We start from the raw sequence: 14,387 nt of genomic DNA on the forward strand, positions 1-14,387 counted from the left end.
GGGGGCGGGGGGGGCGGGCTCGCCGGCAGCCCGGCGCCGTCGAGCGAGTGCACGCGGGCGAGCGCGGACGCCATCGCCGCGGCGATCGCCATCGGGGCGAGGGTCGCGTCCGGCGCGCCGCCGGGCAGCAGCGTCGTCACGATGACGGGATGCCTCCGGTCGCCGCCGTGCGCGACGAGCCGCGGCACGAGGTCGCCGAGCGTCTCGATCCTGCGCAGCACCTCGACCTCGCGTCGCACGGCGTCGTCGCCAGGCGGGAAGCGGCGCACCACGAGACGCGCGTCGCCGTCGGCGACGACGATCGTGAGCGCATGCTGCCCGCCGGAGAGCGTCCGGAGGGGAGCGACGCTGCGGCCCAGCAGCTCGCTGGCGGCTGCGGCGAGGGCGACGGCATCGGGGTCGGGAGACGGGTGCACCCGACCATGATCCACGACGCGTCTCTCCACAGGGTTGTCCACACCTGTGCAGAAACCACAGCGGTGTGATTCGAATCGTTCGAACGTTCGCTGTGCGCCCCTGGGAACGCAGCAGGCCCGCACCGATCTCGGTGCGGGCCTGCTGGCGACGGTGCGGGGCGCCGGCTACTTCCAGCGCGTCGTCATGAGGAAGCCGACGAACATGATGCCGAAGCCGATGGCGATGTTCCACGGACCGATCGACTCGATGGGCAGCATCGAGCCGGAGATGTAGAAGACGATGACCCAGAGCAGCCCGACGATGATGAAGCCGAGCATGACCGGCACGAACCACTGCGGGTTGCGCGAATCCTCCTGGTCGCGCGATGCGCGCGAGCGGGCGATGCTGTTCCTAGCCATGATCCGCGAGTCTACCTCAGCACGCCGCGTAGACTGCTCGCGTGCCGACGACTCCCCGCCCTCGCCGCCGCACGACCGTCGGTGGCGTGCTCGGCGAGCTGCTCGTGACGGTCGGCGTGCTCGTGCTGGGCTTCGTCGGCTGGCAGGTGTGGCTGAGCGACGACATCCTGGGCGGCCAGCAGCAGCAGGCGGCCGAGACGTTCGCGCAGTCGCTCGCAGGCGAGTCGCCGGAGGGCGAGCCCGCGACCGAGCTGCGCACCGACGATCCGCCCGTCGCAGAGGCTCCCGCCGCGCAGGAGGCGTTCGCGGTCGTCTACATCCCACGGTTCGGCAACTTCCAGCGCGTCGTCGGCGAGGGCACGAGCCGCTTCGTGCTCGACTCGCTCGACCTGGGCCTGGCGCACTACGACACCTCGGCGATGCCGGGCGAGGTCGGCAACTTCGCGATCGCAGGCCACCGCAACGGGCAGGGTGGGCCCTTCACGCGGCTCGACGAGCTCGTGGTCGGCGATCGCATCTACGTGCAGACCGCCGGCATCTGGTACGTGTACGAGTACCGCGACAGCGAGTACGTGCAGCCGACGCAGGTCGACGTCGTCGCCCCCGTGCCGAACCAGCCCGACGCGGTGCCCACGGATCGGATCATGACGATGACGACGTGCCACCCCGAATGGTCGGCTGCCACGCGACTCATCACGTACTCCGTCTTCGTCGGCTGGTCGGAGACCATGCCCGCGGAGCTCGCGGCGATCCAGGGAGGTGCCTGATGTACGGCGCGCTGTGGAGGGTCATCCCCGGCCCGTGGCCCGTGAAGACGCTCGTCGTGCTCGCGCTGCTGGCCGCGGTGGTCTACGCGCTCATCTTCCACGCGTACCCGTGGGTCATGCAGACGTTCTTCCCCACGCCGGATGCGACCGTCGCATGACCCGCATCCTCGTCGTCGACAACTTCGACAGCTTCGTCTACACGCTCGCCGGCTACCTCTCGGAGCTCGGTGCAGACGTGGAGGTCGTGCGCAACGACGTCGTCGACCCCGCCTCGATCGTCGAGTGGGATGCCGTGCTGCTGTCGCCAGGGCCCGGCACGCCCGCCGAGGCCGGCGCGTCGATCCCGATGGTGCACGCGGCGATCGCCCATGATGTGCCCCTGCTGGGCGTGTGCCTCGGGCACCAGGCCATCGCCGAGGCGCTCGGCGGCGTCGTGACGCACGCCGAGCAGCTCATGCATGGCAAGACCTCGCGGGTCGTGCACGACGACGCATCCGTCTTCGAGGGGGTGCCGTCGCCGTTCACGGCGACCCGCTACCACTCGCTCGCCGTCGTCGAGGGCACGGTGCCCGACGCGCTCGCCGTCACCGCCCGCACGGAGTCGGCGAGCGGCGACGGCGTCATCATGGCGCTCGAGCACCGCGAGCACCCCGTGTGGGGCGTGCAGTTCCACCCCGAGTCGGTGCTCACCGAGGGCGGCTATCGCATGCTGGGCAACTGGCTCGAGCGAGCCGGCCTCGCAGGCGCTGCCGAGCGGGCGTCGTCGAAGGCGCCGCTCGTGGCGTTCGGCGACTGACGAGCAGCACGGCCCGAGACGCACGGATCGAGACGCATCGGCTGGGTCCCGCACCCTGCGCGACGCCGACGGTCACTCGCCGTCGGGCTCCTCCGTGGGCGGTGCCGGCTCCTCGCTCGGCGGGGACGACGGCGCGGGCGGCGGCGGAGGCTGGCCGTTGCAGTAGGTGAGCGTGATGGTGCCGCCCTGCGGGTGCGAGCCGGGCGCGAGATCCTGCTGCACGACGCGGCCGCCCATGCACGACGTCACGAACCGCTGCAGCACCTGGTAGCCGACGTCCGGCGACTGCATCGTCGCGACGGCCTGCGCGATCGGCTGATCGATGACATCGGGGATCGTGACCTCGCCGCTGGAGACCACGAGCGTGATCGTGTCGCCCTGCGACACCATCGTGCTCGCGGTCGGCTGCGTGCTGAGCACGGTGCCGGCCGGCAGCGACGGATGGTTCTCGGTGACGACGGCCTCGGCGACCTGCAGGCGCTGGCCCTCGATGGCGTTCGTCGCCTCGACGACCGTGTTGCCGAGCACGTTCACGAGCGCGAACGGCGGCGGCCCGCTGGAGACGAAGATCGTCACGGGGGTGCCTGGCGACACGACGGTGTCGGCAGGCGGATCCGTGCGCAGCACCGTGCCCGCGTCGGCGTCGTCGACCGTCGGGCGCACGCTGGGCGAGAGCCCTGCCTCCTCGACCGCGGCGCTCGCCGCCTCCTCGGTGAGCCCCGTCACCGACGGCACCGTCGACGACAGTCCCGCGATGGGCAGGTTCGGTCCCTGGCTCACCGCCCAGAAGACGATGGCGACCACGAGCACGCCGATGAGCGCGATGCCGCCCCACAGCCATGCGACAGGCGGGCGCGACTGCGGAGCCGGACGGTAGTCGTCGACGTCGAGCACCTGGAACATCGTGGTGGCCGCGCCGCCCTGGACGCCGGTGGTGAAGATCGCGGGCTCGTCGTCGTCGACCTCGACGACCTCGCCGACGAGCGCGGCCTCGAGCGCCTCGCGGAACTCGTCGGCCGACTGGAAGCGCTCCTCCTTGCGCTTCGTGAGCGCCTTGAGCACGACGGAGTCCATCGCGGGCGAGATGCCCTCGCGCAGCGACGACGGTGCGGCGGGCTGCTCGGAGACGTGCTGGTACGCGACGGCGACGGCGGTGTCGCCGCGGAACGGCGCCCTGCCCGTGAGCATCTCGAACAGCATGACGCCCGTGGAGTACAGGTCGGTTCGTGCGTCGACGACCTCGCCGCGCGCCTGCTCGGGCGAGAAGTACTGGGCGGTGCCGAGGATCATGCCCGTCTGGGCGACCGACGTCGACGTCTCGCTCACGGCCCGGGCGATGCCGAAGTCCATGACCTTGATGTGGCCGCCCGGCGTCACCATGACGTTGCCGGGCTTCATGTCGCGATGCACGATGCCCGCGCGGTGCGAGTACTCGAGGGCCGTGAGGATGCCCTTCGTGATGCGCACCGCCTCGGACTCGGTGAGCGGCGCCTCGGCGATGATGTCCTTCACCATGCGGCCGTCGACGTACTCCATGACGATGTACGGCACCGAGACGGATCGGCCGTGGCCGTCCTTCGTGACCTGCTCGCCGGCGTCGAAGACGCGCACGACCGTCGGATGCGACATGCGCGCCGCCGACTGGGCCTCCTGCCGGAAGCGCACGCGGAAGTCGTCGTCCTCGCCGAGCTCGGGCTTCAGCAGCTTGATGGCGACGAGGCGGTCGAGCCGCCGGTCGCGCCCGCGGTGCACCTCGGCCATGCCGCCGCGCCCGATGAGCTCGCCGATCTCGTACCGGTCTCCGAGCACGTCGAGGGACGCGATGACGTCGGTCATGCGCACCCCCTCCCGGACCGGATGAGTCTAGCGGTCTGGAGGGGGTGCGGACCTGTGGCGCAGGTGGGGTGCGTCAGGGCGTCTCGGACGGCGGCGTCGACGGTGCGGGCTCCTCCGAGGGCGGAGGCGTCGTCGGGTCGGGCGTCTCGACCGGGGCGGTGACCGTGAACGTCAGCGGCGGCGACGCGGGGCTCGTGAGCGTGTCGCGGCCGGATGCCGCGCAGCTGACGATGTACGTGACGGTGTACTGGCCCTCGGACACGTTGTTGATCGTGACCCTCGTGCTCGAGTCGGTGACGTCCTGCGTGTTGCCGGTCGGGAACGTGATCGTCGAGACGTACGACGTCGTGTATCCGGCGGGGCACGACGAGACGTCCCACGTCACGTCGACGTTCTGTCCCGGAGCGATGTCGGCCTCGACGACGCCGTCTGCGAGCACGGGCGCCGCCGTGGGCGCGTCGAGCGTCGGCATCGGCGCGTAGATCGTCGCCTCGATCGCCGTGCCCGGTGCCACGGGCCCCGTGGGGTTCACCGAGTAGACCGTGCCGGCATCCCCTTCGGTCGGCGCCGTCTCGTCACCCGTCTGCACGTCGGCGACGAGGCCCAGGTCGTCCATCGCGTCGCGGAACTCGGCCTCCGTCATGCCCAGGTAGTCGTCCTCCGAGATCTGCACGGTCTCGATCGTCTCCGACGGCGTCGGCTCGGGGCTCGTCGACGGCTCCGGATCGCCGCCACCCTGACCGAACACGGCCCACGCGAGCGCGAGGAGGCCCGCGATGAGCAGGATCGCGCCGATGATGATGACGGGCAGCACCCACGGGCGTCGCTTGCGCTCGTCGACGGGCCGCTCGTCCTCGATCGCCACGGGCAGCGCTGCCGTCGCGGGATGCGACTGGGTGCCGATGACGCGCGTCGTCGCCTGCGTGGGCGCATCGATCGTCGCGAACGAGTCGGTCGAGGCGATGCCGGGCACGATCGCCGCCGCACCCGCGATGTCGCCGCGGCGCAGCATCGTCGCAGCACGCGAGAGGTGCGCTGCCGACGTCGGGCGGTCGGCGGGCTTCTTCGCGATGCACGACAGCACGAGGTTGCGCACCGGCTCCGGCACGGTGCCCGGCAGCTCGGGCGGGGCGTCGTTGATGTGCGCCATCGCGATCGCCACCTGCGACTCGCCCGTGAACGGACGCCTGCCGGCGAGGGCCTCGTAGGCGACGATGCCGAGCGAGTAGATGTCGGTCGCGGGCGCGGCCGGCTGCCCGCTCGCCTGCTCGGGCGAGAGGTACTGCACCGTGCCCATCACCTGGCCGGTCGCCGTGAGCGGCACCTGGTCGGCGATGCGTGCGATGCCGAAGTCGGTGATCTTCACGCGACCCTCTGGCGTGATGAGCAGGTTGCCGGGCTTGATGTCGCGGTGCACGAGCCCCGCCTGGTGGGCGGCGTGCAGCGCGGCCGACGTCTGCGCGACGATGTCGAGCACCTTGTCGGCGGGCAGCGTGCGATCGCGGTCGAGGATGGCGCTCAGCGGCTCGCCGGGCACGAGCTCCATCACGAGGAAGGCGCTGCCCTCCTCCTCGCCGTAGTCGAACACGTTGGCGATGCCCTCGTGGTTCACGAGCGCCGCATGCCGGGCCTCGGCGCGGAAGCGCTCCAGGAACCCCGGATCGCCCATGTACTCGTCCTTGAGGATCTTCAGCGCCACCGTGCGGCCGATGACGAGGTCGCTGGCCTGCCAGACCTCGCCCATGCCGCCGATGGCGATCCTCGACGTGAGCTGGTACCGCCCACCGAAGGTGAGTCCGCTCGTTGGTCTCATGAGTTCAGCACCGCCTCGATGATCGCCCTGCCGATGGGTGCGGCGACCTCGTTCGAGGTGTCCGCCGCGATGTTCTGCTCAGGGACGACGACGACGGCGACGGCGACCTGCTGGCCATCCGCCCCCTCGCCGAAGCCCGTGAACCACAGGTTGTAGGGGCTGTCGCCCGACTCGTCGTTCTCGGCCGTGCCGGTCTTGCCGCCGACCGTGACCCCTGGGATGGCCGCGTTCGACGCGAGACCCTGCTCGACGCCCTGCACCATCAGATCCTGCATGGTGTCGGCCGTGGACTCGCTGATCGCCGATCCCAGCTCCTGCGGGGCGGGCTCGGCGAGCACGTCGAGCGAGTCGGTGTCGATGACCTCGTCGACGAGCTGCGGCTGCATGAGCGTGCCGCCGTTCGCGATCGCCGCCGTCGTCATCGCCACCTGCATCGGCGTGACGCGCACGTCGTACTGGCCGAACGACGTCAGCTGCAGCTGCGACGGGTCCAGCCCCGTCGGGTACGTCGACGGCGTGACCGACATCGGGATCTCCAGCTGCTCGCCGTAGCCGAACGCGGCCGCCTGGTCGGCGATCGCATCCTCGCCCAGCTGCTCGCCGAGCTGCGCGAACGGGATGTTGCAGGAGTAGATGAGCGCGTTCGTGAGCGACACCTGGTCGCCCTCGCCGCCCGGGCACTGCTGCCGCGTCGCGTTGAAGATCGGCGTCGAGGTGCCCGTGAGGTTGAGCTCGGCGGGGTTCGCGAACGTCGAGTCGGGGGTGGCCTCGCCAGACTCGAGCGCCGCCGCCGTCACGACGAGCTTGAACACGGAGCCCGGGAAGTACAGGTCGCCGCCGATCGCGCGGTTCACGAGAGGATCGGTGGGGTCGGCGAGCAGCGCGTCGTACGCCGCGATCACCGCGTTCGTGTCGTGGTTGGCGAGGGCGTTCGGGTCGAACGACGGGTTCGACGCGAGCGCGAGGATGTCGCCCGTCGCGGGATCGATCGCGACCGCGGCACCCGTCGTGCCAGGTCCCGCGGCCTGCAGCGCCGACATCGCAGCCTCCTGCGCGGCGGGATCGATCGTCAGCTCGACCGACGAGCCCGACGGGTCCTGACCGGTGATGAGCTGCTCCACCTGCTGGAAGAACTGGCTCGACGCCTGTCCCGTCAGCTCGTCGTTCATCGCACCCTCGATGCCGCTGTTGCCCTGCCCGAGCGTGTTGTAGCCCGTGACAGGAGCGTAGAGCGCGCCCTGCGGGTACTGGCGCTGCCACTCGTAGACGTCGCCGGACTGGGTGCTCTGCGCGACGGCGGTGCCGTCGACCAGGATCGATCCCCGCTCCGTCGCGAACGACGCGAGGATCGTGCGCGAGTTGCGCGGATCGTCGCGCAACGCGTCGGCCTGCGCCCACTGGATGATCGACGACGACCCGAACAGGGCCACGAACATGCACACCAGCAGCAGGCTGACCCTCGACAGCTCGCGGTTCATGCGGTCACCACCCTTCGTTGCATGCGCACCGTGTCGCTGAGCCTCAGCAGCAGCGCCACGATGATCCAGTTCGCCAGCAGCGCCGAGCCGCCAGCCGCCATGAACGGCGTCGTGAGGCCCGTGAGCGGGATGACCCGGGTCACGCCGCCCACGACGATGAACACCTGCAGCGCGATGACGAACGAGAGTCCGACGGCGAGCAGCCTCGTGAAGTCGTCGGAGCCGAGGTAGCCGATGCGGATGCCGCGCGAGACGAGCACGAGGAACAGCGCGAGGATCGCGAAGACGCCGACGAGTCCGAGCTCCTCGCCCATCGACGCCATGATGAAGTCCGACTCCGCGTGGGGCACGATGCCCGGCCTGCCGAGCCCGAGGCCCGTGCCGATGACGCCGCCGGCCGCCATGCCGAAGATGCCCTGCACGAGCTGGTACGAGCTGCCCGAGGGGCGGTCGAACACGTCCTGGTCGAAGGCGCGCAACCATCCCTCGACGCGCGCCTCGACGCGGCCGATGCCGAGCCCCTCGAGCACCGAGGGGTCGAGGCGCAGCAGCAGGAACGCCACCACGATGCCGAGCGCTGCCGACAGGCCGCCCGAGACGACCCAGCCGATGCCCTTGTCGGCACGCCACCGCTGGAACGCCATCCACGTGAAGGCGCCCGTGATGGCGAGGAACGCGAGCACGATGACGCCGATGCCCACGCGCTGCATCCACTCGGCCTCGCCACGCGTGAGCAGCCACAGGAGCGCACCCGCGAGGACGACGAGCACGAGGCCGATGATGATCCAGGACCGGCGGCCCGTCGCGACGTAGAGCATGACCGTGAACAGGCCGAAGTACAGCAGGCCCGTGCCGAGGTCGCCCTGCACGACGAGCACGAGCATGCACATGACCCACACGACGGCGATGGGCCCCAGGTCGCGCAGTCGAGGCAGCTGCAGGCCCAGCACCTTGCGGCCGGCGATCGACAGCGAGTCGCGGGCCGTCACGAGATAGCCGGCGAAGAACACCGCGAGGGCGATCTTCGCGATCTCGCCCGGCTGGAACGAGAACGGGCCGAGCTGGATCCACACCTGCGCACCGTTGATCTCGGCGCCGATGCCGGGGAGCATCGGCAGCAGCAGCAGCACGATCGCCACCGCCATCGCCGTGAACCGGTAGCGCAGCAGCACGCGATGGTTGCGGATGAGCAGCAGCACGACGATCGCGGCGACCATCGCGATGCCCGTCCACGCGATCTGGCGGATGCCCGCGGCATCCCATCCGAGGTCGGCGCGGCCGATGTCGATGCGGTAGATCATCGCGATGCCGAGGCCGTTGAGCACGGTCGCGATGGGCAGCAGGAACGGGTCGGCGTCGCGGGCGACGAAGCGCAGCACGATGTGCAGCACGAGCGTCATGGCGGCGAGCCCGCCGAACAGGTACAGGAGGGTGAGGTCGACCGCCTCGAGCGCGCCGACCTGCACGAGCAGCATCGCCCCGCCCGCGATCGCCCAGGCGATGACGAGCAGGAACAGCTCGAGGGCCCGCAGCTTCTGCGGGTTGCGGATGCGCACGCGGATCGCCTCGGTCGCGTCGCGCAGCTGGATCATGCCGGTCTGGAGCGCGTTCGTCATGGCGACGGCACCTCCAGCCGGTCGATGATGCGCTGCGCGGCGTCGAGGTCGTCGGCGTTGATCGTCTGCTCGATGCGCTGGCGCTCGAAGTCGCTGAGGTCGTCGAGCTCGATGTCGGTGACCTGCACCTCCGACGACAGCACGATCGGGCCCACGTCGCTCTGCACGCCCTGGTAGATCGTGACGTAGCCGTCGTCGTTGGCGCCCACGAAGTAGCGGGTCTGCGTCCACGCGTAGAAGCCGAGGCAGCCCGCGACGACCGCGATGACCGCGAGGGCGACGCCGACCGTCCAGGTGATGCGCCTGCGCAGCTTCCACCTGCGGTGCTCGGCGAGCAGCTCGGCGAGGTACTCCTCGCTCTCGGGCTCGAAGTGCTCGTAGGCAGGCTGCTGCTTCGCCTGGATGGGATGCAGCAGCAGCTGGGTGAGGCTGAGCGGGGCGGCCTCGGGCTCGATGACGTCGTAGTCGATCTCGCCGGCGGCGCTGCCGACCGTCTGCGGCTCGACGCTCGAGGTGGGCGACTCGTCGACGTCGACGACGACGACGGTCACGTTGTCGGGCGCGCCGTGGCTCAGCGCCTCCTGCACGAGCCGGTCGGCCGTCGCTGCGGCGTCGCGACGCTGCCCGAGCAGCTGCGCGAGCCGTGACTCCCCGACGACGCCAGACAGGCCGTCGGAGCACACGATCCACCGATCGCCAGGCTGCACGTCCTCGAGGAGGCCGTCGACCTCAGGATGCGTCTCGATGTTGCCGAGGACGCGCATGACGACGTTGCGTCGCGGATGCGTCTCGGCCTCCTCGCGCGTGATGCGGCCCGCCTCGACGAGCTTCTGCACGAACGTGTGGTCGGTGGTGATCTGCGTGAGCGCGCCGACGCGGTAGCGGTAGATGCGGGAGTCGCCGATGTGGGCGATCGCCATGCGGTCGCCGACGCGCACGATGCCGGACACCGTCGTGCCCATGCCGACGAGCTCGGGGTGCTCGCGCATCGACGACTGCAGCGTCTCGCCAGCCGACTGGATGGCGTCGCGCAGCTCGTCGAGCGCCTCCTCGGCGCTCGCGTGCTCGTGATCGGCGTCGCGGAGCCTGCGGATCGTCAGCGCGGAGGCGACGTCGCCACCGGCGTGGCCACCCATGCCGTCGGCGACGACGAAGAGGTGCGCGCCCGCATAGCCCGAGTCCTGGTTGTCGCTCCGGACCCTGCCGACGTGGCTGCGTGCTGCCGCGAGCGCCACGTCACCGCCTCAGCTCGAACGTGGTGGTGCCGATGCGCAGCTCCACGCCCGGGGTCACGGGTGCCGATCCGGACACGCGGCGGCCGGCGACGAACGTGCCGTTCGTCGAGCCGAGGTCCTCGATGCGCCACTCGTCGCCGCGCAGCACGAGGCGTGCGTGGTTCGACGACGTGTAGTCGTCCTTGACCTGCAGACCGGAGCTGCTCGATCGGCCGATCGTGAGGCCCGTCACGGGAAGGTCGATCTCGATGCCCGAGCGCGGGCCGCCCGTGACGACGAGCCTCCTGGCGGGCTGCGCGGCCGCCGGCGCTGCGCTGCGGGATCCGCGGCCCATGTCGGTCACGGTCGTCGCCGCATCCGGGTTCGCAGGGCGTGCAGGAGCGGTGGCCGCCGCCGACGACGGCGCCGCCGGCCCCGACGGCGCAGGGGAGCCGGTGCTCTGCTGCTGCAGACGCGTGATGCGCGAGCCGAACAGGTCGCTGCGCAGCGAGTAGATGACGATGAAGATGAAGACCCACAGCAGCACGAGGAAGCCCACGCGCAGCAGCAGCAGCGTCAGGTCGCTCGTCATCGGCCACCCCGAGACTCCGCGAGCACGCGGTAGACGAGGCGCGTCGAGCCGATGTCGATGATCGAGTCGGGCTCGAGCAGCGACTTCTTCAGCCTGCGGCCGTTGAGCAGGGTGCCGTTCGTGGAGCCGAGGTCCGAGATCTGCGCTCGCGAGCCGTCCCAGACGATCTCGGCGTGCGCCCGCGATGCGCCGGCGTCGTCGACGGTGATGTCGGCATCCGACCCGCGGCCGATGATCGTGCGTCCCGTGCGCAGCGACACCCGGTTGCCCTTGATGTCGACGACGGCTCGCCACGCGACCTCGCCCTTCGCGAGCTCGGCGTCGACGGCGAGGATGCCGGTCGAGAGCGCATCGTCGCGCTCGAGCGTCAGGTCGATGCCGCCGGCGAAGGAGTACTGGTTCTCGGTGGCGTGCTTCTGCACCGCCGCGCGCAGCTCGTCGGTGAGCGACTCGCCGAGCCGCTCCATGCGCGCGTGGTCCTCGGGCGCCAGTCGAACCGTGAGGCGATTGGGCACGAGGATGCGGTCGCGCGAGACGACGGAGGCGTTGGTGTCGAGCTCGCGCTTCAGCGCGGCCGCGATCTCCAACGGCTCGACGCCGCTGCGGAACGTCTTGGCGAAGGCGCCGTTGACGACCCGCTCGAGCCCGCGCTCGAAGCTGTCGAGGAATCCCACGTGTCTGTCATGCCTCTCACTCGTGCGCCCCCCAGGGTACGGGACGATCCGCCAGAGCGCGTCGCGCGGGTCTGCGGACCTGGTAGAGTCGCGTGGTTGGCTCGCAGCGATGCGGGCTCTCGCGCGAGTGGCGGAATTGGCAGACGCGCTGGCTTCAGGTGCCAGTGCCCGCAAGGGCGTGGGGGTTCAAGTCCCCCCTCGCGCACGGTGTCCATCGGACAGCGACGAAGGCCCCGGATCCATCGGATCCGGGGCCTTCTGCGTGCGCGGACCCATGGCGGATCCATGCAGCGCTCATGGCGGGGATGCCCCCTACGGGTCGCGGCGGCGCGAGCGCAGCAGCGCGACGACGAGCAGCACGATGCCGACCGCCGCCAGCGGCAGTCCGAGCACGACGAGCAAGCCGGCGCCGATGTTCGCATCCGGGGTGGGGGCCAGCAGCGTCCAGAGCCAGCCTGCGATGGCGGCGAGCACGCCGATGGCGACGACGATCGTGGCGATCCTGCGGAGCATGGGTCCTCCTCGTGGGTGGTGCACCCATTCGACACCGTGCCGTCGGGGCACGGTCGAGCGATCTCGCACATCCGAGGCTTGACTCGGCCCCGAGGGCACGGTCTTCGATGGAGGCATGCGGTCGGCGTCGCGCCGATCGCACCACGATCCCAGGAGACGACCATGGACGACGACCTGCTGCTCGTCGAGGACCTGCTGCTCGTGCTGCTCGACGACGACGGCGGCCACATCCTCGGCGAGGGGATGCTGTACGCGACGCTCGGCGGCGCCGTGATCGTCGAGCTCGCGCAGCGCGGCCTCGTGCGCACCGACGCCGGGCAGACCGTTGAGGTCGTGCCCGGCGCGACGCCGCCGAGCGATCCGCTGCTGCGCTCGGCGTTCGAGGCCATCGCGACGAAGCGCAGGCTCGTCATGACCCGCATCGCCGAGATCGGACCGACGTTGCGCGAGACCGTGCTCGATCGGCTCGAGGAGCGCGGGCTCGTGCGACGCGAGCGCGACAGGCTGCTCGGCTTCATCCCCGTCACCCGCCTGCGCACGCTCGAGACCGCGCATGAGGACGCCGTCGTCGCGAGGCTGCGCGCCGTGCTCGTCGACGGCGTCGACCCCGACCCGCGCACGGCTGCGCTCGCGGCGCTGCTGTGGGCGAGCGACCAGCTGCCGGCGCTGCACGCGCGCATCCCGTGGTCGGGCGACGTCGCCTCGCGGGCGCTGCGCCTGCAGCAGGGCGACTGGGGCGCCACGGCCGTCGACCAGGTGATCGCGGCGTCGATCGCCGCCACCTCCGCCGTGGCGGTCGCGGTCGCGGCGAGCGCCGGCGTCGGCAGGTCGTAGGCGCGCTCCCTCCCGTTGCGAGGTGCGGTTGCTGCACCCAGGTGCGGTTGCAACCGCACCTGGGTGCAGCAAGCGCACCTCGCAACGAGATGGCGGCGACGAGGGAGGCCCTGGCGGTACCCGTCTCACCGAGGACTCCCGCATCCGCGCCCCGCGGGATGGGATGGACGCATCCAGCCTGCGACGAGGGAGCACACGATGCAGCAGAGGACGCTCGGACACGGCGTGACCGGCGAGGGCCCGACGGCGAGCGCCATGGGCATGTCGATGGGCTACGACCCGAACCCCGGCGACCGCGACGACGCGGGGCTCTGATGGCGACCACTCGCCAGCGGCGCCGCCCCACGGCGAAGGGACCCGCCGAGCTGTTCGTCGGCGACGTGCACGTCGACGCCCTGTACGCAGGCGAGGAGCCGTCGCGCGCGCGACTCAACGTCGTGCGGTTCGCGCCCGGCGCGCGCACCGCCTGGCACGCCCACGCCGTCGGACAGACGCTGCACGTGACCGAGGGCGTCGGCTACGTGCAGTCCCGCGGTGGCGAGCTGCTCGAGCTGCGCCCGGGCGACACCGTCCACACGCCGGCGGGCGAATGGCACTGGCACGGCGCCTGCGCCGACCGGTTCATGACGCACCTCGCCCTGTGGGAGGCGCCCGACCCATCCGCCGACGAGCCCGAGACGACGTGGGGCGAGCACCTCGCCGACGACGAGTACCCGGGCTGAGCCCTCGAGGAGGATGCGGGGTGCGCCGAGCCGGCTCGCGACGCATCCGCGCCGACCGAGCACCGAGGATGCACCCGTGACGAGGAGACGACCCATGACCGACGCACCGACCCTCGACGACCTGCTGACCGCGCTCGACGCGGGCGAGACGATCCCGGGAGGGTCGCCGCTGCACGCCGTCATGCACGCCACGAGCCAGGAGGCGCTGCGCATCACGGGCGAGCTCAACGGCGGCTACCACGAGCCCGCGCGCGTGCGCGAGCTGCTGTCCGCGCTCATCGGCTCGCCCGTCGACGACTCCGTCGCGCTCTTCCCGCCGTTCACCTCCGACTTCGGCAGGAACACGACGATCGGGCGACGCGTCTTCATCAACGCCGGGTGCCGCTTCCAGGATCAGGGCGGCATCACGATCGGCGACGACTGCCTCATCGGCCACGACGCGATCATCGCCACGCTGCAGCACGGCATGGCCCCCGACCGCCGCGCCGACCTCATCCCGGCACCCGTCGTGCTGGGCAGGAACGTGTGGCTCGGCGCGCGTGTCACGGTGCTGCCGGGCGTGACGATCGGCGACGACGCCGTGATCGGCGCCGGGTCGATCGTCACGCGCGACGTGCCTGCACGCGTCGTCGCGGTCGGGTCGCCTGCCAAGGTCGTGCGCACGATCGAGTGATCGGTGCATCGCCGCGCCGACGACCCGCGCCCTGCGCCGCGCGA

16 protein-coding genes and 1 tRNA gene are annotated in these 14,387 nt (G+C 71.2%); 7 read left to right on the forward strand and 10 right to left on the reverse strand.

Features of this window, described 5'->3' with window-relative positions; genetic code table 11:
- Both ACZ6H8_RS10290 and ACZ6H8_RS10295 read right to left on the reverse strand, forming a co-directional pair.
- The coding region (locus ACZ6H8_RS10290) for a phosphotransferase (protein ID WP_464146710.1) at positions 1-416 on the reverse strand (416 nt) is incomplete at its 3' end.
- Positions 417-581: 165 nt separating this feature from the next.
- Entirely contained in the window at positions 582-815 is a 234-nt protein-coding gene (locus tag ACZ6H8_RS10295) for a cell division protein CrgA (protein WP_464146711.1), read from the reverse strand.
- Between the two features lie 41 nt (positions 816-856).
- On the opposite strand from ACZ6H8_RS10295, the gene ACZ6H8_RS10300 reads away from it, so the two are divergent.
- From ACZ6H8_RS10300 to ACZ6H8_RS10310, 3 genes are read left to right on the forward strand one after another with little or no spacing between them, the layout of a single operon-like run.
- Positions 857-1,582 carry a class E sortase gene (locus ACZ6H8_RS10300; protein WP_464146712.1) on the forward strand — a complete coding sequence of 242 codons (726 nt, stop codon included), beginning with the start codon at positions 857-859 and terminating at the stop codon, positions 1,580-1,582.
- Positions 1,582-1,740, forward strand: a complete 159-nt coding sequence (locus ACZ6H8_RS10305) for a hypothetical protein (protein WP_464146713.1) — start codon at positions 1,582-1,584, stop codon at positions 1,738-1,740. Before ACZ6H8_RS10300 ends, ACZ6H8_RS10305 begins: the two co-directional genes overlap by 1 nt.
- Entirely contained in the window at positions 1,737-2,378 is a 642-nt protein-coding gene (locus tag ACZ6H8_RS10310) for an anthranilate synthase component II (RefSeq protein WP_464146714.1), read from the forward strand. The genes ACZ6H8_RS10305 and ACZ6H8_RS10310 overlap by 4 nt, the downstream gene beginning before the upstream one ends.
- A 72-nt stretch (positions 2,379-2,450) precedes the next feature.
- On the opposite strand, the gene pknB is transcribed toward ACZ6H8_RS10310, so the two are convergent.
- The 7 genes from pknB to ACZ6H8_RS10345 all read right to left on the reverse strand — a co-directional run bounded on the left by pknB (position 2,451) and on the right by ACZ6H8_RS10345 (position 11,601).
- The gene (gene pknB / locus ACZ6H8_RS10315; protein WP_464146715.1) at positions 2,451-4,214 is read right to left on the reverse strand and encodes a Stk1 family PASTA domain-containing Ser/Thr kinase; all 1,764 of its coding nucleotides are present in this window, start codon (positions 4,212-4,214) and stop codon (positions 2,451-2,453) included.
- Positions 4,215-4,287: 73 nt separating this feature from the next.
- Positions 4,288-6,027 carry a serine/threonine protein kinase gene (locus tag ACZ6H8_RS10320; protein WP_464146716.1) on the reverse strand — a complete coding sequence of 580 codons (1,740 nt, stop codon included), beginning with the start codon at positions 6,025-6,027 and terminating at the stop codon, positions 4,288-4,290.
- On the reverse strand, positions 6,024-7,505 hold the full coding sequence (locus ACZ6H8_RS10325; protein WP_464146717.1) for a peptidoglycan D,D-transpeptidase FtsI family protein: 1,482 nt from the start codon (positions 7,503-7,505) through the stop codon (positions 6,024-6,026). Before ACZ6H8_RS10325 ends, ACZ6H8_RS10320 begins: the two co-directional genes overlap by 4 nt.
- Positions 7,502-9,121 (reverse strand): FtsW/RodA/SpoVE family cell cycle protein, encoded by a 1,620-nt coding sequence (locus tag ACZ6H8_RS10330; RefSeq protein ID WP_464146718.1) that lies wholly within the window; start codon positions 9,119-9,121, stop codon positions 7,502-7,504. The genes ACZ6H8_RS10325 and ACZ6H8_RS10330 overlap by 4 nt, the downstream gene beginning before the upstream one ends.
- Positions 9,118-10,356 carry a PP2C family protein-serine/threonine phosphatase gene (locus ACZ6H8_RS10335; RefSeq protein ID WP_464146719.1) on the reverse strand — a complete coding sequence of 413 codons (1,239 nt, stop codon included), beginning with the start codon at positions 10,354-10,356 and terminating at the stop codon, positions 9,118-9,120. Before ACZ6H8_RS10335 ends, ACZ6H8_RS10330 begins: the two co-directional genes overlap by 4 nt.
- A gap of 1 nt (position 10,357) precedes the next feature.
- The gene (locus tag ACZ6H8_RS10340) at positions 10,358-10,927 is read right to left on the reverse strand and encodes an FHA domain-containing protein FhaB/FipA (protein WP_464146720.1); all 570 of its coding nucleotides are present in this window, start codon (positions 10,925-10,927) and stop codon (positions 10,358-10,360) included.
- The gene (locus tag ACZ6H8_RS10345) at positions 10,924-11,601 is read right to left on the reverse strand and encodes an FhaA domain-containing protein (protein WP_464146721.1); all 678 of its coding nucleotides are present in this window, start codon (positions 11,599-11,601) and stop codon (positions 10,924-10,926) included. The genes ACZ6H8_RS10340 and ACZ6H8_RS10345 overlap by 4 nt, the downstream gene beginning before the upstream one ends.
- 121 nt (positions 11,602-11,722) lie before the next feature.
- Between ACZ6H8_RS10345 and ACZ6H8_RS10350 the strand changes: the two genes are divergently transcribed.
- Positions 11,723-11,806, forward strand: a tRNA-Leu gene (locus tag ACZ6H8_RS10350).
- A gap of 107 nt (positions 11,807-11,913) precedes the next feature.
- Here ACZ6H8_RS10350 and ACZ6H8_RS10355 read toward each other — a convergent pair.
- Positions 11,914-12,114: a hypothetical protein gene (locus ACZ6H8_RS10355; protein WP_464146723.1), complete on the reverse strand. Its 201-nt coding sequence runs from the start codon at positions 12,112-12,114 to the stop codon at positions 11,914-11,916.
- A 162-nt stretch (positions 12,115-12,276) separates the two neighbouring features.
- On the opposite strand from ACZ6H8_RS10355, the gene ACZ6H8_RS10360 reads away from it, so the two are divergent.
- The 3 genes from ACZ6H8_RS10360 to ACZ6H8_RS10370 all read left to right on the forward strand — a co-directional run bounded on the left by ACZ6H8_RS10360 (position 12,277) and on the right by ACZ6H8_RS10370 (position 14,343).
- The gene (locus ACZ6H8_RS10360; protein ID WP_464146725.1) at positions 12,277-12,948 is read left to right on the forward strand and encodes a GOLPH3/VPS74 family protein; all 672 of its coding nucleotides are present in this window, start codon (positions 12,277-12,279) and stop codon (positions 12,946-12,948) included.
- Positions 12,949-13,262: 314 nt separating this feature from the next.
- The gene (locus tag ACZ6H8_RS10365) at positions 13,263-13,670 is read left to right on the forward strand and encodes a (R)-mandelonitrile lyase (protein WP_464146726.1); all 408 of its coding nucleotides are present in this window, start codon (positions 13,263-13,265) and stop codon (positions 13,668-13,670) included.
- A gap of 94 nt (positions 13,671-13,764) precedes the next feature.
- On the forward strand, positions 13,765-14,343 hold the full coding sequence (locus ACZ6H8_RS10370) for a DapH/DapD/GlmU-related protein (protein WP_464146727.1): 579 nt from the start codon (positions 13,765-13,767) through the stop codon (positions 14,341-14,343).
- Positions 14,344-14,387 lie beyond the last annotated feature (44 nt).

The sequence above is a fragment of the Agrococcus sp. AC640b genome, assembly GCF_979255995.1.